The organism is Muricoccus roseus (genome assembly GCF_900141905.1).
Classification (GTDB): domain Bacteria; phylum Pseudomonadota; class Alphaproteobacteria; order Acetobacterales; family Acetobacteraceae; genus Roseomonas; species Roseomonas rosea.
Window position 1 is genome coordinate 1 of sequence record NZ_FQZF01000051.1, and the last position, 18,198, is coordinate 18,198.

Annotated in this window: 15 protein-coding genes; 7 read left to right on the top strand and 8 right to left on the bottom strand. The window is 71.3% G+C overall.

Annotation, left to right across the window (positions count from 1 at the left end):
* A partial coding sequence (locus BUB97_RS24155) for a methyl-accepting chemotaxis protein (RefSeq protein ID WP_175562735.1) occupies positions 1–1,424 on the bottom strand: 1,424 nt, incomplete at its 3' end.
* Between the two features lie 103 nt (positions 1,425–1,527).
* A complete protein-coding gene (locus tag BUB97_RS24160) occupies positions 1,528–2,718 on the bottom strand; it encodes a hypothetical protein (RefSeq protein ID WP_139281450.1) in 1,191 nt (396 codons plus the stop codon).
* Positions 2,719–2,996: 278 nt separating this feature from the next.
* On the opposite strand from BUB97_RS24160, the gene BUB97_RS24165 reads away from it, so the two are divergent.
* Complete coding sequence (locus BUB97_RS24165; protein WP_073140157.1) at positions 2,997–4,175, top strand: M20 aminoacylase family protein; 1,179 nt, start codon at positions 2,997–2,999, stop codon at positions 4,173–4,175.
* Positions 4,176–4,229: 54 nt separating this feature from the next.
* Here BUB97_RS24165 and BUB97_RS24170 read toward each other — a convergent pair whose 3' ends face one another.
* Both BUB97_RS24170 and BUB97_RS24175 read right to left on the bottom strand, forming a co-directional pair.
* Positions 4,230–4,880: an MlaC/ttg2D family ABC transporter substrate-binding protein gene (locus BUB97_RS24170; RefSeq protein WP_073140160.1), complete on the bottom strand. Its 651-nt coding sequence runs from the start codon at positions 4,878–4,880 to the stop codon at positions 4,230–4,232.
* A gap of 149 nt (positions 4,881–5,029) precedes the next feature.
* Positions 5,030–5,857, bottom strand: coding sequence for an MlaA family lipoprotein (locus tag BUB97_RS24175; RefSeq protein ID WP_073140163.1), 828 nt, complete (start codon positions 5,855–5,857; stop codon positions 5,030–5,032).
* Positions 5,858–6,117: 260 nt separating this feature from the next.
* On the opposite strand from BUB97_RS24175, the gene metF reads away from it, so the two are divergent.
* Positions 6,118–7,056, top strand: coding sequence for a methylenetetrahydrofolate reductase [NAD(P)H] (gene metF / locus BUB97_RS24180; RefSeq protein ID WP_073140186.1), 939 nt, complete (start codon positions 6,118–6,120; stop codon positions 7,054–7,056).
* Positions 7,057–7,364: 308 nt separating this feature from the next.
* Here the strand turns inward: metF and BUB97_RS24185 are convergent, their stop codons facing one another.
* Positions 7,365–9,128, bottom strand: coding sequence for an aminopeptidase P family protein (locus BUB97_RS24185; protein ID WP_073140166.1), 1,764 nt, complete (start codon positions 9,126–9,128; stop codon positions 7,365–7,367).
* A gap of 188 nt (positions 9,129–9,316) precedes the next feature.
* Between BUB97_RS24185 and BUB97_RS24190 the strand changes: the two genes are divergently transcribed.
* Positions 9,317–9,679: a DUF1127 domain-containing protein gene (locus BUB97_RS24190; RefSeq protein ID WP_073140171.1), complete on the top strand. Its 363-nt coding sequence runs from the start codon at positions 9,317–9,319 to the stop codon at positions 9,677–9,679.
* Positions 9,680–9,820: 141 nt separating this feature from the next.
* Here BUB97_RS24190 and BUB97_RS24195 read toward each other — a convergent pair whose 3' ends face one another.
* On the bottom strand, positions 9,821–10,726 hold the full coding sequence (locus BUB97_RS24195) for a 50S ribosomal protein L11 methyltransferase (protein WP_073140174.1): 906 nt from the start codon (positions 10,724–10,726) through the stop codon (positions 9,821–9,823).
* 1 nt (position 10,727) lies between these two features.
* Positions 10,728–12,974: an ATP-dependent helicase gene (locus BUB97_RS24200; RefSeq protein ID WP_245818445.1), complete on the bottom strand. Its 2,247-nt coding sequence runs from the start codon at positions 12,972–12,974 to the stop codon at positions 10,728–10,730.
* A 63-nt stretch (positions 12,975–13,037) separates the two neighbouring features.
* Here BUB97_RS24200 and BUB97_RS24205 point away from each other — a divergent pair, with 63 nt between their 5' ends.
* Entirely contained in the window at positions 13,038–13,970 is a 933-nt protein-coding gene (locus tag BUB97_RS24205; RefSeq protein ID WP_245818446.1) for a hypothetical protein, read from the top strand.
* A 78-nt stretch (positions 13,971–14,048) separates the two neighbouring features.
* Here BUB97_RS24205 and BUB97_RS24210 read toward each other — a convergent pair whose 3' ends face one another.
* Positions 14,049–14,681, bottom strand: coding sequence for a LysE family translocator (locus tag BUB97_RS24210; RefSeq protein ID WP_073140177.1), 633 nt, complete (start codon positions 14,679–14,681; stop codon positions 14,049–14,051).
* A 211-nt stretch (positions 14,682–14,892) separates the two neighbouring features.
* On the opposite strand from BUB97_RS24210, the gene BUB97_RS24215 reads away from it, so the two are divergent.
* From BUB97_RS24215 to BUB97_RS27110, 3 genes are all read left to right on the top strand, one after another.
* Positions 14,893–16,218: an MFS transporter gene (locus BUB97_RS24215; protein ID WP_073140180.1), complete on the top strand. Its 1,326-nt coding sequence runs from the start codon at positions 14,893–14,895 to the stop codon at positions 16,216–16,218.
* 101 nt (positions 16,219–16,319) lie between these two features.
* A complete protein-coding gene (locus BUB97_RS24220) occupies positions 16,320–17,246 on the top strand; it encodes a class I SAM-dependent methyltransferase (RefSeq protein WP_139281451.1) in 927 nt (308 codons plus the stop codon).
* 265 nt (positions 17,247–17,511) lie between these two features.
* Positions 17,512–18,198, top strand: a protein-coding gene (locus BUB97_RS27110; RefSeq protein WP_245818367.1) for an IS5 family transposase whose coding sequence is annotated in 2 segments (ribosomal slippage) — positions 17,512–17,842 and positions 17,842–18,198 — 688 coding nt annotated over the 2 segments. Because the reading frame shifts where the segments join, the coding sequence is not laid out codon by codon here. This gene is flagged as partial in the annotation.

The following is an 18,198-nucleotide window of genomic DNA, read 5'->3' on the forward strand; positions in this document are numbered from 1 at the left end:
GTGCTCGCCTGCTCGGCGGCCGAGACCACGCGCCCGGCCTGGGTGCTCGTCCCCTCCGCCGTGCTGCTCATCCCGCGCGCCGTCGCCTCCAGCTCCGTCGAGGCCGAGGACAGCGTCCGCACCATCTCCCCCGCGCGCTCCTGGAAGCCGCGCACCAGGCCCTCCATCTGCGCCGCCCGCGCCTCACGCGACGCGCGGGAGGCCTCCGCCTCGGCCGAAAGCCGGTCCGCCTCGATCATGCTGTCGCGGAACACCGTGACCGCCGAGGCCATCTGCCCGATCTCGTCGCCACGCCCCGTCCCGGGGATGGCGACGGCCATGTCCCGCTCCGCCAGGCGACGCATCGCCGCCGTCATCCCCAGGATCGAGCCGGAGATCCGGCGGGTGGCGATCAGCAGGCCCGCCACGCCCAGGGAGAGGGCCAGCAGCATGAGCAGCGCATTGCCGGCGAGGGTCCAGCGCGCCGCTTCCATCCGCCGGTCGGCATGGGCCACCAGCTCATCCATCGCGAGCTCCGCCACCCGCACCGGCCCGTTCAGGGATGCCGCCTGGCGCTCCCGCAGCGTGGTCGGATTCAGCGAGGACACATCACCCTGGGCGAGCAGCGCCGCCACGCGCTCGCGCTCCTTCCCCATGCCGTCCATACCGCGCTCGGCTTCCGCCACCGCCTCACGCAGGGTTGCCGGGGTGCCATCCTGCGCCGCCAGCTCGGTCGCCAGCATCCACATGGCGCGCGCCTCGCCCTCCATCTGCGCGACCGACAGGAGCTGCGGCACGTCCCAGCGCCGGCGGGCCGCCACGGAGGTGAGGGTGGTCGCCACCGCTTCGCCCATCCGGCTCCGCGCCATCCAGGCGGCGCGCTTGAGCGAGACGAGCTGCTGCGCCATCGGGTCGGTCCCGAAGATCTCCCCTTCCAGCGTCTCGCTCGCGGCGTTCAGCCCGGCGAGAAGGGCGTCGGCGGCATCACGCCAGGCCACGGCCAGGCCAGCCTCGCGGCCCGGCTTCGGAAGGGCAAGCGCGGCGTCCACGCGCGGCCGCAGCGCGTTCGCCTTCTCCCAGGCGCCCTGGATGCGGGCGAGCAGCGCCGCCTCCTCGCCGGAGGCGCCTCTGAAGGCGGCCCGGATCTCGGCCATGCCCTCCTCGGTGCGGCCGCGGTGCAGGGCGAGGGTGCCCCGCTCATCCGCGCTGACCGGCGCCTCGGCCTCGAGGAAGATCATCGCGCTGCCGCGCTCCAGCCGGAAGCTGGAGAGCACCCGCGTGATGCCGGCCGTCATCCTCGTCATGGCGGCCATCCGCCGGGCCTCGGCCTCAGTGCGAAGCGTGCCCACCACCTGCTGGCCAGCCGCCCCGACGGCGAGCAGAACCATCGTACCGAGAAGCACGATCAGAAGTGTTCGGATGGACATGCTGCGTAAGCGGGACATGGCGGGGCTCCAGGCGGATGGCATTGTTCCGCCCCAGCTTCGCCCGCTAATCTTTCCGTTCCGCTAACCCTCCCGGCCGCTTCGGGGGCAGGGGGGCAGGCGCTCACGCCCGGCGCATGTTGCCTCCGCGCGCCGCGATGCGGACCGGCCCCTTGCCCAGCAGCGCGAGATGCTCCGCGATCACGGCCGCATCCTCCTCCGCCTCCAGCAACCCCGCCCAGGCGAGGTCGTCGGCGATGCCCAGCGGGTTCCGCAGCAGCAGATCCGTCTTGATGAAGGGAAAGCCGAGATCCTCGACCAGCTCGCGCCAGAACAGGTGGGTGGCGTTGAGCGGGCGTTGGCGCAGCGCCGCGCGCATGCCCGCCACGTCGTCTTCCGCAAGGCCGTCGAAGAGGCTGGGATAGAGCATCCGCACCCGGCGCCGCGCGGCAGGGCTCCGCAGCGCCGTCGCCTCCACCCGCTCATACCCGCACCAGGCCGCGACGGGGTGCCCATGCCCGCGCATCCAGGCGCTCAGCCCCACCTCGCCCGCGCGGATGGTGCGTCGCTTGTCCGCCGTCACGCGGTGGCGGAGGAGGAAGGCGGCCATGTCGGCCACCGCCCGCTCGCCGCGGGCGAGGAGGAAGTAGGATTGCAGATGCGGCGCGGGGGCGAGGTTCTCCGTCAGGCCATAAAGCCCCTCCGGCGCGGCGCGCATCGCCTCCATCGCCGGCGCCAGCGTGCGGAAGGGTCCGCACAGGCTGTCATTGACGAGGAGCAGCTCGGACGGCCGGGGCGCGCGCGCCAGCACCTCGGGCAGCACGTCGTGCCAGGCCCCGAAGTCGAGCCCGTAGTTCCGCCGCTCGACGACCAGGGCGCAGCGCGCCTCCAGCCCGGGCAGGGCATCCGCCGGCAGGCCGGGCGACATGGAGACGAAGACCACCGCGAAGCCCTGGTCCCGATAGGCGTCCACCTGCGCCAGCACCATGCGGCTGACCGCCGGCACCGGTGCGTAGTGGATGTAGATCGCGACCCGCCGCGCACCGTCGAGCGGCACGGCCCCGGGACGGATGGAGCGGATGCGCGGCCCGCCATCGAGGCGCTGGGCGAAATCCAGGCGCGCCGCCCGCAGCCGCTCCGTCAGCAGGCTCAACGCGGCCCGCAGCAGCGAATTCCGGAAGCGCGGGCGCCGGATGAAGGCGCGCAGACGCTTGCGGAAGGCCAGCCGGCGGTCGGGCCGATCGATCACGGGCGACAGGCGGGCGGAAAGACCCACCCCGTCATCCGCGGGCTGGAACCGGTGATGCATGGTCACGCCATCAATCCCCTCATCCGACGGCCAGGGCTTGGGCTGGGGGCCGGCAGCCGCCAGGGCCGCCGCGAACCGCACCGCACGTCATCACGAGGCCGTCACTTAACCCAGTGCAGATTAGTGGGAAGATTTCCCACGTCCATCGCGCTGGGGTGCTGAAAGTGCCTCCGTTACGACTTGTCATTCTGAGCAGCGGGCTGACACGCGGTGCCTGCGGGGCGTGTTGCGGCCCCATTCCACGCAGCGCATCCTTGCCCGCCACCACCTCCGGAAATCCTGTCATGCCGACCCTTGCCGCCATCGAAGCCCTGCGCCCGGAGATGCAGGCCTGGCGCCGCGACTTCCATGCCCATCCCGAAATCGGCTTCGAGGAAGTCCGCACGAGCGGGATCGTCGCGGAGAAGCTCGAATCCTGGGGCATCGAGGTGCATCGCGGCCTCGGCAAGACGGGGGTGGTGGGCGTGCTGCGCGGCAAGCGGCCGGGCAACCGCAGCATCGGCCTGCGCGCCGACATGGACGCGCTGCCCATGCCGGAGCTGAACGGCTTCGCCCATCGCAGCACCAACCCGAACGCCATGCATGCCTGCGGCCATGACGGCCACACCGCCATGCTGCTCGGCGCCGCCAAGCACCTCGCCGCCACACGCGACTTCCCCGGCACCGTCCACTTCATCTTCCAACCGGCGGAGGAGGGGCTGACCGGCGCGCTGGAGATGGTGAAGGACGGGCTCTTCACCCGCTTCCCCTGCGACGCCGTCTATGGGCTGCACAACCATCCCAGCATGCCGCTGGGCACCATCGCCGTCCGGCCGGGCACAGTGCTCGCGGCGGTGGACTATTTCCGTATCCGCCTGCACGGGAAGAGCAGCCATGGCGCCGAGCCGCATAACGGCCTCGACCCGCTTCCCTGCGCCGTGCAGATCTACAACGCGCTCCAGACGCTGGTGAGCCGCCGGACCAGCCCGCATGACACCGCGGTGCTCAGCATCGGCCAGTTCCATGCCGGCACGTCGGACATCGTGATCCCCGAGACGGTGGAGATGCGCGGCACCATCCGCACACTTCGCCCCGAGACCCACGACCACCTGCACGCCCTGTTCCGCCAAGTGGTGCAGAACACCGCCGCCGCCCATGGCGTGCGGCTGGAGTTGGACCTGAACTATTCCTACCCGCCCACCATCAACACGCCGGCCGAGGCGGCCCTGGCGGCGGAAGCCGCCAGCGACGTGGTGGGCGCCGGGGGGATCAAGTCCGACCTTCCCTCGCTCACCGCCGGGGAGGACTTCGCCTACATGCTGAACGAGACGGCCGGCGCCTTTCTGCTGCTCGGCCAGGCCGGGGAATCGGAAACCAGCCGCACCCCCGTCCATAACGGGCGCTACGACTTTAACGATGACCTGCTGGCGATCGGGGCGACCTGCCTCGTCCGGCTGGTGGAGCGGGAACTGGCGGCGAGTTAGCCGAAGAGGGCGGGAGGCTTCGCCTCCCAGTCCCTACCGGAGCCGGGGGAGGCCTTACCGTCCTTCGCGGGCGGCGAGCTGCGCCACCTGGTTCTGCATCGCCTCCAGCAGGGCGGAGACGCGCCCGCCATTGCGGCTGATCACTGCGGAGTACTCGCTGCGCGTCGTCAGGCGCAGCGAGGTGCCCTCGGCGATCACATCCACCACGCGGGGCTGGCCGCCGACCTCGCCCACCCGCCAGTCCAGCGAGAAGGGGGCGCTGTTTGGGCGCTCGATGACGGTGTTGACCAGGGTGTCGTCCTCGGTGCGCTGCTGGGCGCGGCCGAGGGAGAAGCGCACGCCCTGGTACTCGCCGAAGCGGGCCGAGAGGTTGCGGATCAGCGTCTCCTCGAAGAGCCGCATGTATTGCTGCTGCTCCGCCGGCGTCGCCTGGCGGTAGTAGCGGCCGAGGATGAAGCGCCCCACGCCATCTACATCCACCGCGCGGCGCAGCACGGCCGCCACCTGCTCCCGCCGCTGGGCCACGGGCGCCCGGCCGTTAATGGCCGCGACCAGCTCCTGCCCGGTGGCCTGGATGAAGGCGGCCGCGCGGGCGGTATCCACCGCCTGGGCCGAGGCCGGGAAGGCCCGTGCCGCCACCAGCGCGGTGCCGGCCGCCCCCAGGGAGGCCAGGATGGAGCGTCGGGCGATCATCGTCTCGAGCATCGGGTCAGGCGTCTCGTTCTGTCTGTGTGGCGCGGCCCCGGCATGGGGTGCCGGGCGTGCCGCGCCCCAAGTGGTGCGTGGGCGTTGCCGCCTCAACGCCCCGGCGGGACATATGTTCCCGCCGGGAGGTTCCGTTGCCCGGGCCCGGCTCAGGGCTGCCGCGGCTCCGGGCCGGTGCTCCCAAGCCCGGAGCCGAGCCCCTGCGGCGCCGCGGGCGCGGCGCCGGGGGTGTTCGCGATCTCCCGCGCGCGCTGCTGGCGATAGGCGCTGCGCAGGGTCGCATAGGGGTCCAGGCTGGTGCGCTGCACGTCGTCCAGCGTGTCCAGCAGGGATTCCCGGGTGCTGACCACGGTGGCGCCGGCACGGATGAGGTAGAGGGTATCCGCCAGGTCCCGGTTGCCGAAGGTCAGGTAGGTGAAGGGGTCCGCCGCGATCCCGGCGGCGAAGCCCAGCAGGTCGCGCGGGTTGCTCGGGCCCAGGAGGGGGATGAAGAGATACGGGCCTTCCTCCACCCCGGCCATCGCGAAGGTCTGGCCGAAATCCTCGGTATGCGGGGGCAGGCCGAGGTCGGAGGCCACGTCGAAGATGCCGCCCACGCCAAGGGTGGTGTTCAGCAGGAAGCGGCCGAGCGTGGTGCCGAAGCGCTGGGTCTCGCCCTGCAGCGCGTCGTTCAGCGCGATCACCGGGCTGCGCAGGTTGCTCAGCACGTTGGAGACGCCGGTGCGAACGGGCTGCGGCAGCACGGCGCGATAGGCCACGGCCACCGGGCGAAGCACGACCGTGTCGATCGCCTGGTGCACGTCATACATCGCGCGGTTCCAGGGCTCGATCGGGTCGTTGGTGGCGCGGAATTCCTCCAGCGCCTCGGGGTCGTCGGCCGGCGGGCGCGTGGCGCAGCCGGAGAGGGCGCCGCCCAGCAGTCCGAGCGCCAGGGTGGCGGCGAGGAGGCGGGGCAGAGGCGAGCGGGGTAGGCGCATCGGTTTCGGAATCCTGGGACGCAAGGCTGTTAGCACCCGCGGAAGCGCACGGGAAATACAGGTGGGTGGACCGGTTCGTTCTCGGCCCCATGCTCTCGAGATCGTGGTCCGCGGTGCAGAACGGGCCAGGGGAAGGACCGAGGGAAGGACCGAGGGAAGGGCCGAGGGAAGGGCGAGGGGAAGGAGAAGCGGAAGGGGAGGGGCCACTTCGCCGTTTCGGCATCCGCCCATCATGCTCTATGACCGGCGCCATGAACGAGATGTCGCCTCCCGCCCCGCATCAGGCCAAGACGCTCCAGAGCTGGCTGACCGGCCCGCGGGTGGGGGCGCTGCCCTCGCTGACCGCCATGCCGGCCCCCCTGCTCTCCTTCGAGTTCTTCCCGCCCCGCACCGAGGCGCTGGAAGCCCAGCTCTGGTCCTGCGTGAAGCGGCTGGAGCCGCTGCGGCCCCGCTTCGTCTCCGTCACCTATGGCGCGGGCGGCACCACCCAGGCCCGCACCCATGCCACCGTGACCCGAATCCTGCGGGAAACCTCGCTCACCCCTGCCGCCCATCTCACCTGCGTCGGCGCGACCCGGGAGGAGGTGGACGAGGTGGCCCGCGGCTACTGGGAGGCGGGGGTCCGCCATATCGTCGCCCTCCGTGGCGACCCGCCGGCCGGGCAGGCGGGCTACGAGCCCCACCCCGGCGGCTATGCCTATGCGGCGGACCTCGTGGCCGGGCTGAAGCGCATCGGCGACTTCGAGATCTCCGTCGCCGCCTACCCGGAGGTGCACCCGACGGCTTCCTCGCCCGAGACCGACCTGGACAACCTCAAGCGCAAGATCGACGCGGGCGCGACCCGGGCTATCACCCAGTACTTCTTCGACGCCCCGACCTTCCTGCGCTTCATCGACCGGGCGCACGCCGCCGGCATCACCGTGCCCATCGTGCCCGGTATCCTGCCCGTGACCAATTTCGCCCAGGTCGCCAAGTTCTCCGCCATGTGCGGCGCGAAGGTGCCGGACTGGATGGGCAAGCTCTTCGAAGGGCTGGACGAGGACGCCGAAACCCGCCGCATGGTCGCCGCCGTGGTGGCCGCCGAACAGGTGCGGCTGCTCCAGGCCAATGGGGTGGACGAGTTCCACTTCTACACGCTGAACCGGCCGGACCTGACCTACGCCATCGCCCATATCCTGGGGGCGCGGCCGCAGGGCTAATCTCGGTCGTGCGGATCGTGTGACCTGCCCGCGGGTTCCGAGGAGGGCTCTGCCCTCCACCCGCCAAGGGCCTGAGGCCCTTGGAACCCCGTCTGACTGCCGTGGATACCCCGGATCGGTGGGATCTCTGGTGGGCGGGTGCTTTTCCTGCCTTTGCAGTCGCCTGAGGTCCTAGACCTCAGGCGAACCGTCAGCCCCGTGATTCCAAACTTCTAGAAAAAGATGATGGTGAGGGGTCCGGGGAGAGGAAGAATTCCTTCTTCCTCTCCCGGGACAAACCAACAGCCCAGAACCAGAGCCAATCACCATCAAAGCGGCGCGCAGGCCGTGCGCAACCAGGCTGCGGCAGGGCCGTCCAGTGTCGGTCCCACCTCCACGAGGATGCGGGCGTGGTAGGCGTCGATCCAGGCGCGCTCCGCCGCGCCCAGGGTCGCCGCGTCGATCAGCGCGCGTTCGAAGGGCACGAGGGTGAGGGTTTCGAAGCCGAGCCAGCGCTTCGGCCCGGCCGCCTGCGGATCGGCGCGGACGAGGAGGAGGTTCTCGATGCGGATGCCGTAGGAGCCCGGCAGGTAGAAGCCCGGCTCGTCGGAGAGGATCATCCCCTCGCGCAGCGGCACGTTGGCGGCGTTGCGCGAGAAGGCGGCGGGCCCCTCATGCACGGAGAGGAAGGCGCCGACGCCATGGCCGGTGCCGTGGTCGTAATCCAGCCCGGCCTCCCAGAGCGGCCGGCGGGCGATGGCGTCCAGATGCGGGCCGGCGACGCCTTCGGGGAAGCGCGTGGCCGCGAGCGCGATCAGGCCGCGCAGCACGAGGGTGTAGCGCGTGCGCAGCTCCGCCGGCGGCTCGGCAGGGCCGGTCCAGAGGGTGCGGGTGATGTCGGTGGTGCCGTCCAGGTACTGCGCGCCGCTGTCGATGAGGAAGGCCTCGTCGGGCTTGACCGGGCGGTTGGTGGCGTCGGTGGCGCGGTAGTGGATGATGGCGCCATGTTCCCCCGCGCCGGTGATGGCGGGGAAGGATTCCGCGCGGAACCGGTCCTCGGCCGCGCGGAAGGCCAGCAGGCGCTCGCCGGCCGCGAGCTCAGTCAGCCCGCCCTTCGGCGCCTCCTCCGCGAACCAGTGGAGGAAGCGGATCATGGCGCGGGCATCGCGGTGATGCGCGGCGCGAGCGCCGTTCTGCTCCGCCTCGGTCTTGCAGGCACGCGGCAGGCGGACGGGATCGGCGCCCTTCGCCACCTCGGCCCCGGCCTCGGCAAGGGTGTGGGCGAACCAGGCCGGCGTCGCCTCGGGGTCCAGCCGGACCTTCCGGCCGCGCAGGGCGGCCAGGGCGGTGGGCAGCGCGGAGCGGGGCTCGATCGAGACCGCGTTCCCGAGCGCCTCGCGCAGGACGGGGCCGGCCTTGGCGGGCTCCATGAAGACGGTGACGGAGGCGTCGGACCGCAGCAGGGCGAAGGCGAGGGCGAGCGGGGTGTGGTCCAGGTCGCCGCCGCGCATGTTCAGCAGCCAGGCGACGGAATGGGCATCGGCGAGGACGACGGCCTCCTCTCCCGCCTCGCGCAGTTCCTGGGCGATCATCTCGCGCTTCTCGGCGGCGGAGCGGCCGGCGAAGAGGTCGGGCCAGGGCTCCGCCGGCGCGGTCGGCGGCTCCGGCCGGTCCGTCCAGACCGCATCGATGGGATTGGCAGGCAGCGGGACGAGGGTGGCGCCGGAAGCGGCCAGACGGTCCAGCGCCGCCTGGGGATGCAGCCAGGGGTCGTAGCCGATGCGGCGCCCGGCCGCGTGCTGCTTCAGCCAGCCCGCCGGCGGCTCCTCGGTGACGTGGCGGCGTTCCCACAGGGCGGGGTCGGTCTGTTGGGCGAGCTGGGTGGTGTAGCGGCCATCGGTGAAGACGGCGGCGCGGTCCGCCAGGACGATGGCGAGGCCGGCGGAACCCGTGAAGCCGGTGAGCCAGGAGAGCCGCTCGCTCGAAGGGGGCACATATTCGCCCAGATATTCGTCGCCGCGGGGGATGATGAAGCCGTCCACGCCCATCCGGTCCAGTTCGGCGCGCAGGGCTGCGAGGCGATTTTGCGGCAAATCAGTCACCAGTTGGTTAACCACGACATGTTTCCCCAGATTTCCATGCGTATGGCGCATGGCTCAGCCACATGAACAACGCGACATCTGCCCGCATCGGAGGCCCATATTGCCTCCACCGAAGGCAGCCGGGCAGCGGGGATATGGGTCCCTGTGCGACAGGACTGCCCACAGACGGACAGACACCGATGAACCCCCGCATCTCCCAGGTGCAGCACCCCGCGCCGATGATGCCCTACCCCGCGAACCTCCGGCAGCTGAGCGAGGCCGAGCTTCTGCGTCAGGCCAACGAGGCCCGCAATGCCGTCATCACCTCCGGCCTCCAGCGCCTCATCGCTGGCTTCGCCGCCTGGATGCAGCGCCGCCGCGCCGAGGCCGAGCTGCGCAGCCTCACCGATCGCGAGCTGGCCGATATCGGCCTGACCCGCGGCGACATCGCCTTCGTCCTCAGCGGCGAGATGCAGCGTGGCGAGCCGGTGGCCCCGCGCGCCGCGAAGGCGCCGGTTCCGGCCGCCGCGAACGACCAGCTCGGGAAGCGCGTCGCCGCCTGACGGCGCCCCTCCATCGAGTACCGGGACGGCGAGCTCCCCCCCTTCGCCGCCGTCCTGATGCCCGGCCCGCACAGCGCCCCCTACCCCCCTGGGCGCCCGTGCGGGCCGGTGCCGTTTCAGGGGGCCAGATCAGCGCCGGTTTCAGCCCGGCTTGCGCAGCACCAGCGTGGTCCAGGGCCCAAGGTTCAGCCGGCGTTCCAGCCAGAGCCCGCCGCGCCGGTGCGCCGCCATCACCATATTCGCCTGGGTGCCGAGCAGCCCCGCCAGGATGGCCGTGCCGCCGGGGCGCAGATGCCGGGCGAGATCCCCAGCCATGGCGCAGAGCGGACGCGCCAGGATGTTGGCGAAGATCAGGTCATAGCTGCCCCGGGAGACCCGGGGCGCCTTCCAGCCATCGGCGAGTACCGCGCGGACCAACGGCTTCAGCCCGTTCATCGCGGCGTTCTGGTCCGCCACGCGGACGGACCAGGGCTCGATATCCGTGGCCAGAACGCGGCGATGCAGTGCGCGGGCGGCGGCCATGGCCAGGATTCCCGAACCCGAGCCGAGGTCGAGCAGCCGCAGCCGGTCCTTCGGCAGCTTCGGCATCCGGCGCGCCACCGTCTCGAAGGCGATGAGGCAGCCGCGGGTGGAGGCGTGCTCGCCCGAGCCGAAGGCGAGCCCGGCATCCAGCTTCAGCACGGTGCGGCCATGCACCTTGCGGTCCGGCAGATGCGTCGGGCGGATCAGCACGCGCCCGCCGATCTCCTGCTCGGGGAAGGCCTGGGCGGTGCGGGCGAGCCAGCCCTCCGATTCCACCGGGGCACGCTGCGGCTGCAGGTCCAGCCCCGTCATCAGCGATGCCAGGGCGAGGGCGGCGGTGAGGTCATCCTCCCTGGCCCCTTCCTCGCGCACGCCTTCCACGCGCCAGGTGTCGGTCGGCTCGTCCAGGAACAGGGCGACGCTGCGGCAGACGCGCTCCAGCGCGGCCTCAACCGCCGGCACGGCCTCCTCAGGCAGGGAATCGAGCCAGACGGTCTCCAGGTTCTGGGCGTGGCGTCGCGACATCTCAGGCCTTCTCCACGAACCGGTCGAGCACGCGCTTCTGGCCCGCCTTCTCGAAATCCACTTCCAGCCGGTCATCCTCGACCGCCGTGACACGGCCATAGCCGAATTTCTGGTGGAACACCCGCTGGCCCACCGGCATGGCGCCGGCGCGGGCGGGCCGCTCCTTCACCTCCCAGGCGCCGGCCTCGATCACCCGTGCCGGGCGCTGGGAGGAGATGCCGCCATGGGTGAAGACCGAGGGCGCGTTCACCATCCGCGCCCGCTGGGCGGCCCCGCCACCCTCGCGCTCGATCTCGCCCGGCGGCAGTTCCTCCAGGAAGCGCGAGGGGATGGCCGCAGACCAGTTGCCATAGACGCGCCGGTTCGCCGCGTGGGAGATCACCGCCATCTTCCGCGCGCGGGTGATGCCGACATAGGCCAGGCGCCGCTCCTCCTCGAGCGACTTGGTGCCGCCCTCGTCCAGCGCGCGCTGGTGGGGGAAGAGCCCTTCCTCCCAGCCCGGGAGGAAGACGAGGTCGAATTCCAGCCCCTTGGCGGCGTGCAGCGTCATCAGCGAGACACGCGCGCCTTCGGCGTTCTCGTCATTCTCCATGACGAGGGCGACGTGTTCGAGGAAGCCCTCCAGCGTCGCGAACTCGCCGATGGCGCGGACGAGTTCCTTCAGGTTCTCCAGCCGCCCCGGGGCCTCGGCCGACTTGTCCTGCTTCCACATCTCCGTGTAGCCGGATTCGTCGAGCATGGTGGCCACCGCGACCACATGCCCCTCCCGCTGCATCAGCGCGCGCCAGCGGGAGAAGCCGTCGAACAGCTCACGCATGGCGGTACGGGGCTTGGCGCGCATCACCTCGGTGCGGGCCAGGCGCTCGGCCGCGATGGCGAGCGGAATGCCCTGCTCGCGCGCACCGAGATGCATCTGCTGCAACGCGCCGTCGCCGATGCCGCGCTTGGGCGTGTTCACGATGCGCTCGAAGGCCAGGTCGTCGCTCGGCTGGTGCAGCACGCGCATATAGGCCATGGCGTCGCGGATCTCGGCCCGCTCGTAGAACTTCTGGCCGCCGACGACGCGATAGGGGATGCCGAGCGTGATCAGCCGCTCCTCGAAGGAGCGGGTCTGGAAGCCCGCGCGGACGAGGATGGCGATCTCGCCCAGCGACACGCCCTTGCGCTGCGCCTGCTCGATCCGCTCCCCGACCATGCGGGCCTCCTCCTCGGAGTCCCACAGGGAAACCACGCGGACCTTCTCGCCCTCCGCGTCGTTGCGCCCGGTGCGGAGAGTCTTGCCCAGGCGGCCCTCGTTCTTCGCGATGAGGTGCGAGGCGGCGGCGAGGATGGGGCGGGTGGAGCGGTAGTTCGCTTCCAGCCGCACGATCTTCGCGCCGGGGAAGTCCTTCTCGAAGCGGAGGATGTTCTCCACCTCGGCGCCGCGCCAGGAATAGATGGACTGGTCGTCGTCGCCGACGCAGCAGATGTTGTGGTGCCCCTGGGCGAGCAGGCGCAGCCAGAGATACTGCACCGTGTTGGTGTCCTGGTACTCGTCCACCAGGATGTAGCGGAACATGCGGTGGTACTGGGCCAGCACGTCGGGCTGGCTCCGCAGGATCTCCGTCATGTGCAGCATCAGGTCACCGAAATCGGCGGCGTTCAGCGCGCGCAGGCGGGACTGGTAGTCCTCGTAGATCTGGCGGGCGCGGTTGTTGGCGTAGTCGCTGTCCTCGGCCGGCGTCACGCGCGCCGGCGTCAGGCCGCGGTCCTTCCAGCGCTGGATCACGGCCATCATGCCCTGGGCGGGCCAGCGCTTCAGGTCCAGCGCGGCCGCGTCCATCACCTGCTTGAGCAGGCGCATCTGGTCGTCGGTGTCGAGGATGGTGAAGGAGCTGGTGAGGCCGACATATTCGGCATGGCGCCGCAGCATCCGCGCGCAGAGGGCGTGGAAGGTGCCGAGCCACAGCCCCTCGGCCGGGCGGCCGAGGATGGCGGAGACGCGTTCGCGCATCTCCTTCGCCGCCTTGTTGGTGAAGGTGACGGCCAGCACCCGGTTGGGGAAGGCGCGGCGCGTCATCAGGATATGGGCGAAGCGGGTGGTCAGGACCCGCGTCTTGCCGGTGCCGGCGCCCGCGAGCACCAGCAGCGGGCCATCCACCGTCTCCACCGCCTCGCGCTGCTCCGGATTGAGCTTGGCGAGGTAGTCGGTCCCGGGAATGGCGAGGTCGCCTGGGTTGGGATGGGGGGGCTGGGCTGGTGGGAACACGGGGGCGGCTATAGAACGGGACGCGAACCCGCGCCAAGCATTCGGCGCGGAGGGGAAGCGCGCTTGGTTCTACGTCTCGCCCTGGAATGGTGTGCCCGGCATGGCGGGGCACTGCTCGCCGCGAGCATTTTCATCGGGCTGCTGGTGCCGCCCCTGGCCGCGGCGCTGCGGGACTGGGTGACGCTCGTGGTCGCCCTGCTGATGGTGCTGGTGCTGCTGCGGGTCGATCCGGCGCAGGTGGTGGCCTATCTCCGCCGGCCCGTCCTGGTGGGCGCCCTCCTGGCCTGGCTGCTGCTGGGATGCCCCCTCCTGGTCTTCGCCACCGCCTGGGCCACCGGGATGGAGCCGGCCCTGGCGGCGGGCATGGTCATCATGGCCACGGGCTGCGCCGCCACCTCCTCCCCCGCCTTCGCGCGGCTGGTGGGGCTGGACGGGGAGGTGGCCTTCGTCGTTTCCGTCCTCTCCACCCTGGCCGTGCCCTTCACCGCCCCCGCCCTCGCCCTCGGGCTGCTGGGGGTGGACCTCTCCCTCTCGGCCGCGGCGCTGAGCCTGCGGCTGGCGCTGGTGGTGGGGCTGCCGCTGGTGATCTCCATGGGGCTGCGCCATGCCATGGGGCCCGCGCGGCTGGCGCGCTGGGGCGGCGCGGTGGATGGGGCCGTGGTGCTGCTGGTGGTGCTCTACGGCTTCGGGGTGATGGACGGGGTGCTGGCCCAGCTGCTGGCCGCGCCGGGGGCGGTGCTGTGGGGCGTGGCGATGGCCTTCGCGCTCTGCCTCGGGCTGAACGCGGGCACGGCCCTGGCCTTCGCCCCGGCAGGAAGGCGGCTGGCGCTTTCGGCGGGCCTGCTCTCGGGTAACCGGAACATGGCGCTCTACCTCGCGGTGCTGCCGGCCAGCACCGATCCGCGGGTCATGTTCTTCTTCGTGCTCTGCCAGTTCCCGCTCTTCCTTAGCCCCTTCCTACTGCGGCCGGTGTATCGGCGGCTCCGGGTGGGCTGAGCAGAGACGCTATGCGGCGGGGGCTTCCTCCCGGCCTGCCCGGGCGTGCCGGGACCCGGCGCCCGGACCGGCCCGCCTTCAGCTCCGGCTGACGATCAGCCGCGCGCCCAGACCCAGGAAGATCGCCCCGGCCACCCCGTTCAGCCAGCGCGCCGCGCTGGCGGAGTGGGCCAGGAGGCCGGCCGCCTTGGCCGCGCCGGCAATGATCACGGCGAAGACCGGCACGGAGACGAGCGGCAGCACCGGCCCGAGCAGCAGCATCTGCACCCATTCCGGCGCCCGCCCGGGGCTGGGTGAGACGAATTGCGGAAGGAAGGCGAGGAAGAACAGCGCCACCTTGGGGTTGGTGAGGTTTGTCAGCGCGCCCTGCAGCAGTACCCGCCGCACCGCGGCCGAAGGCGCCCCGACCGGCGCCCCGACCCAGGCCGCCCGCAGCGATTGCAGCCCGAGCCAGAGCAGATACCCCCCGCCCGCCAGGCGCAACGCCGTGAACAGCGCCGGCTCGGCCGCCAGCAGCGCCGCGACGCCCAGCGCCGCGAGCAGGATATGCACCGCCGCCCCGCAATAGATGCCCAGCGCCGCCGCCCAGCCCCGCCGCGTCCCGCCCGCCAGCGTCTGGCCGAGCACGAACATCATGTCCGGCCCCGGCGCCAGCGCCACTACGGCGCTGGCCAGGATGCAGGCGAGGAGAAGGGCAGGATCGACCGGCATGAGCGCAGTTTGTTCTCGCCCGTTTTCGTGGTCGAACGCCTTTTTCTGTTGCCCGGCATCAGCGGTATTGATGCCGGGGCCCGCCCTTTCGGCATGGCTCGCCCGCCCGTTCCGTGATGGTGGCGGCGATGCTGCGACGCAATATTACGTGGCACCAAGCCTGCGCGAAAGCTTCCGCCAGGCCCCGACGAATTCCCGGAACACCCCGCCCATGGCCTCACCCAGCGCCGAGACGCGCCAGCTCACCCGCCAGGATGCACGCACCCTGTTTCTCGCCTCGCTGGGCGGTGCGCTCGAATTCTACGACTTCATCATCTTCGTCTTCTTCGCCGCCGCCATCGGGCAGCTCTTCTTCCCGGCGGACATGCCGGACTGGCTGCGCCAGCTCCAGACCTTCGCCCTCTTCGCCGCGGGCTATCTGGCCCGGCCGCTGGGCGGCATCGTCATGGCGCATTTCGGCGACCTGTTCGGGCGCAAGCGCGTCTTCACCTTCTCCGTCTTCCTCATGGCGGTGCCGACCCTGATCATGGGCCTGCTGCCCACCTACGCCTCTATCGGCGTGGCTGCCCCGATCCTCCTGCTGGTCATGCGGATGCTCCAGGGCGCCGCCATCGGGGGCGAGGCGCCGGGCGCCTGGGTCTTCGTGGCCGAGCATGTGCCCGCCCGCCGCGTCGGAATCGCCTGCGGCATGCTCACGGGCGGGCTCACGGGCGGCATCCTGCTCGGCTCGCTGATGGCCACCGGAATCAACATGGCCTACAGCCCGGCCGAGGTGACCGCCTTTGCCTGGCGCATCCCCTTCATCACCGGCGGCATCTTCGGCCTGCTGGCCATGTATCTGCGCCGCTGGCTGCATGAGACGCCGGTCTTCGAGCAGATGCGTGAACGCGCCGGCACGGCGCGCGAAATGCCGATCAAGACCGTGCTGCGCGGCCAGGGCGTGTCGGTGGCCATCTCCATGCTGCTGACCTGGATGCTGACCGCCGCGATCGTCGTCGTCATCCTGATGACGCCGGCGCTGTTCCAGAAGATGCACGGGCTGGCCCCGGCCGTGACGCTGCAGGCCAATGTCGCCGCCACCTTCACCCTCACGGTGATGGCGGTCGTCTTCGGCGCGCTGCTGGACCGCTTCGGCACGCTGCGCGTGGGCCTGGCGGGCGGGGTGCTGCTGATCGCCGCCACCTACGGGCTGTATTACGGCACCGAGGCGAAGCCGGAGAACCTGCTGGCGCTCTACGCCCTCGCGGGCGCCGCGGTCGGCATGATCACGGTGGTGCCCTATGTCATGGTCCATGCCTTCCCCGTGGCCACGCGCTTCACCGGTGTGTCCTTCTCCTACAACCTGGCCTACGCCATCTTCGGCGGCATCACCCCGCTCGCAGTCTCGCTGCTGATGGCCGCTAACCGCCACGCGGCGGCGCATTATGTCGGTGCCGTGGTGCTGGTGGGCATGGCGGCGCTGGGCTGGAACGCGGCCCGCAACGTCCGCACCGCGGCGGACCTCCTGCCCGCCGAGGCCCAGCCCGCCGCACGCTGACCGGCCCTCAGTCCCGATGCGGGACGCCGGGGGCCGGCGGTCCCCGGCGTTCTTGTCGCCGGGCCGTTGCGCTCCCCCGGCGGCCGGGGGAGAAGCCGGGCATGAAAGCAGAGCCAGGCATGCGGGAGGAGGGAGTCCGGTCGGACCTGGTGCCGTCGGACTACGCGGCCGGCGCAACCCTGCCTTGGTGGGCCAAGCTGGGCACGAAGCTCGCCATCGGCGCCCTGCGCCTGCCCCACGGCATGCTGCGCGGCCTGGGCGTGAACCGCCACAGCTTCGTGCATGAGGCCGAGAGCCGCGTGCTGGGCGAGCCGATGGCCCATGTCGCGCGCTTCGCCGCCCTGCACGGCCGCCCGCCGCGCGGCGTGCTCGAACTCGGCCCGGGCCGCCTCGTCACCCGAGCCGCCGCCTATGCCGCCCTGGGCTGCGGCCCCGTCTGGTTCGTGGATGTGGAGGACGACGCCCCGCAGGACCCCGCGGCCTATGCGCGCGTGGCCGAACTCGCCCGCGCCGCCGGCCTGCCCGCCCCGGCGCTGGAAGGGCTGCCCGACCGCGCGGCGATGCTCGCCGCCTGCGACGCAAGGCAGCTGATCGGCGGCACAGCGGTGATGGAGGCGATTCCGCCCGCCTCGGTGGAACTCGTCATCTCCGATGTCGCCCTCGAGCATGTGCGCCGCGATGCGCTGCCCGGGCTGCTGGCCGCCCTGCGCCGCGTCTCCGCCCCCGCCAGCCTCGGCATCCATGCGGTGGACTTCCACGACCATATCGGCGGCGCGCTGAACACGCTGCGCTTCCCGCCGCGCTTCTGGGAAGGACGGCTGGTCGGGCGCAGCGGCCTCTACGTGAACCGCCTCGGCCTTTCCCAGATCCGGGCCGCCTTCGCCGAAGCGGGCTTCACCACGCGCCTGACCGACCTCCGCCGATGGCCCGCGCCCCCGCCCGGGGCGGACAAGGCCCATCCCGCCCTCCGCCGTCCGGCGGAGGATGCGCCCATCGCCTTCGCCCGCTTCGAGGCGGAAACGGCCTGATCCGGTTCAGGGCTGCTTGGTTAAGGGCTCCGCCCTCAACCCGCCAAGGGCCTGAGGCCCTTGGAACCCCGTCTGACTGCCGTGGATACCCCGGATCGAAGGGGTCTCCCGTTGAGGGTGCCCTTCCTGATTTTGCAGTCGCCTGAGGTCGATGACCTCAGGCGCACCGGCAGCCGAGTGATTCCAAACTACTAGGCTCAGGACCCATTAATTTGCTTGCGGCGACGCGGGCGGGCGTGATTCTGAGCGGGGCGGAGGTGCCCCGATGTCCGTCCCGTTCCTGCTCACCCCGGCTCAGATGCGGCGCATCCAGCCTTACTTCCCGCGCTCGCATGGCATCCCACGCGTGGACGACCGCCGTGTCCTCAGTGGCATCGTCTTCGTCATCCAGGGCGGGCTGCGCTGGCGCGATGCCCCGCCTGGCTATGGCCCGCACAAGACCCTCTACAACCGTTTCGTCCGCTGGAGCCGCATGGGCGTGTTCAGCCGCATCTTCGCGGCGCTGGCCGGCGAGGCGGGCGAGCCCGACCGCCTGATCATCGACAGCACCCACCTGAAGGCTCACCGCACCGCGGCCAGCCTCCTCAAAAGGGGGCGCCTGGCCGGTGCATCGGCCGCACCAAGGGCGGGCTGAACTCCAAGCTCCACGCCGTCTGCGACGGCCAGGGCCGCCTCATCGTCATGATGCTCTCGGAAGGCCAGATGAATGACCAAAAGGGCGCCAACATCCTCGCCCCTGTCCTGCCCAAGGCCCGCGAGCTGATCGCCGACCGCGGCTACGACAGCAACCCGTTCCGCACCGCTCTCGCCGAGCGCGGCATCGCCGCCTGCATCCCGCCCAAGAAGAACCGCAAGCAGCCCATCCCCTACGACAAGGCGCTCTACCGCCTGCGCCACCGCATCGAGATCGCCTTCGGCCGACCCAAGGACTGGCGACGCATCGCAATCCGCT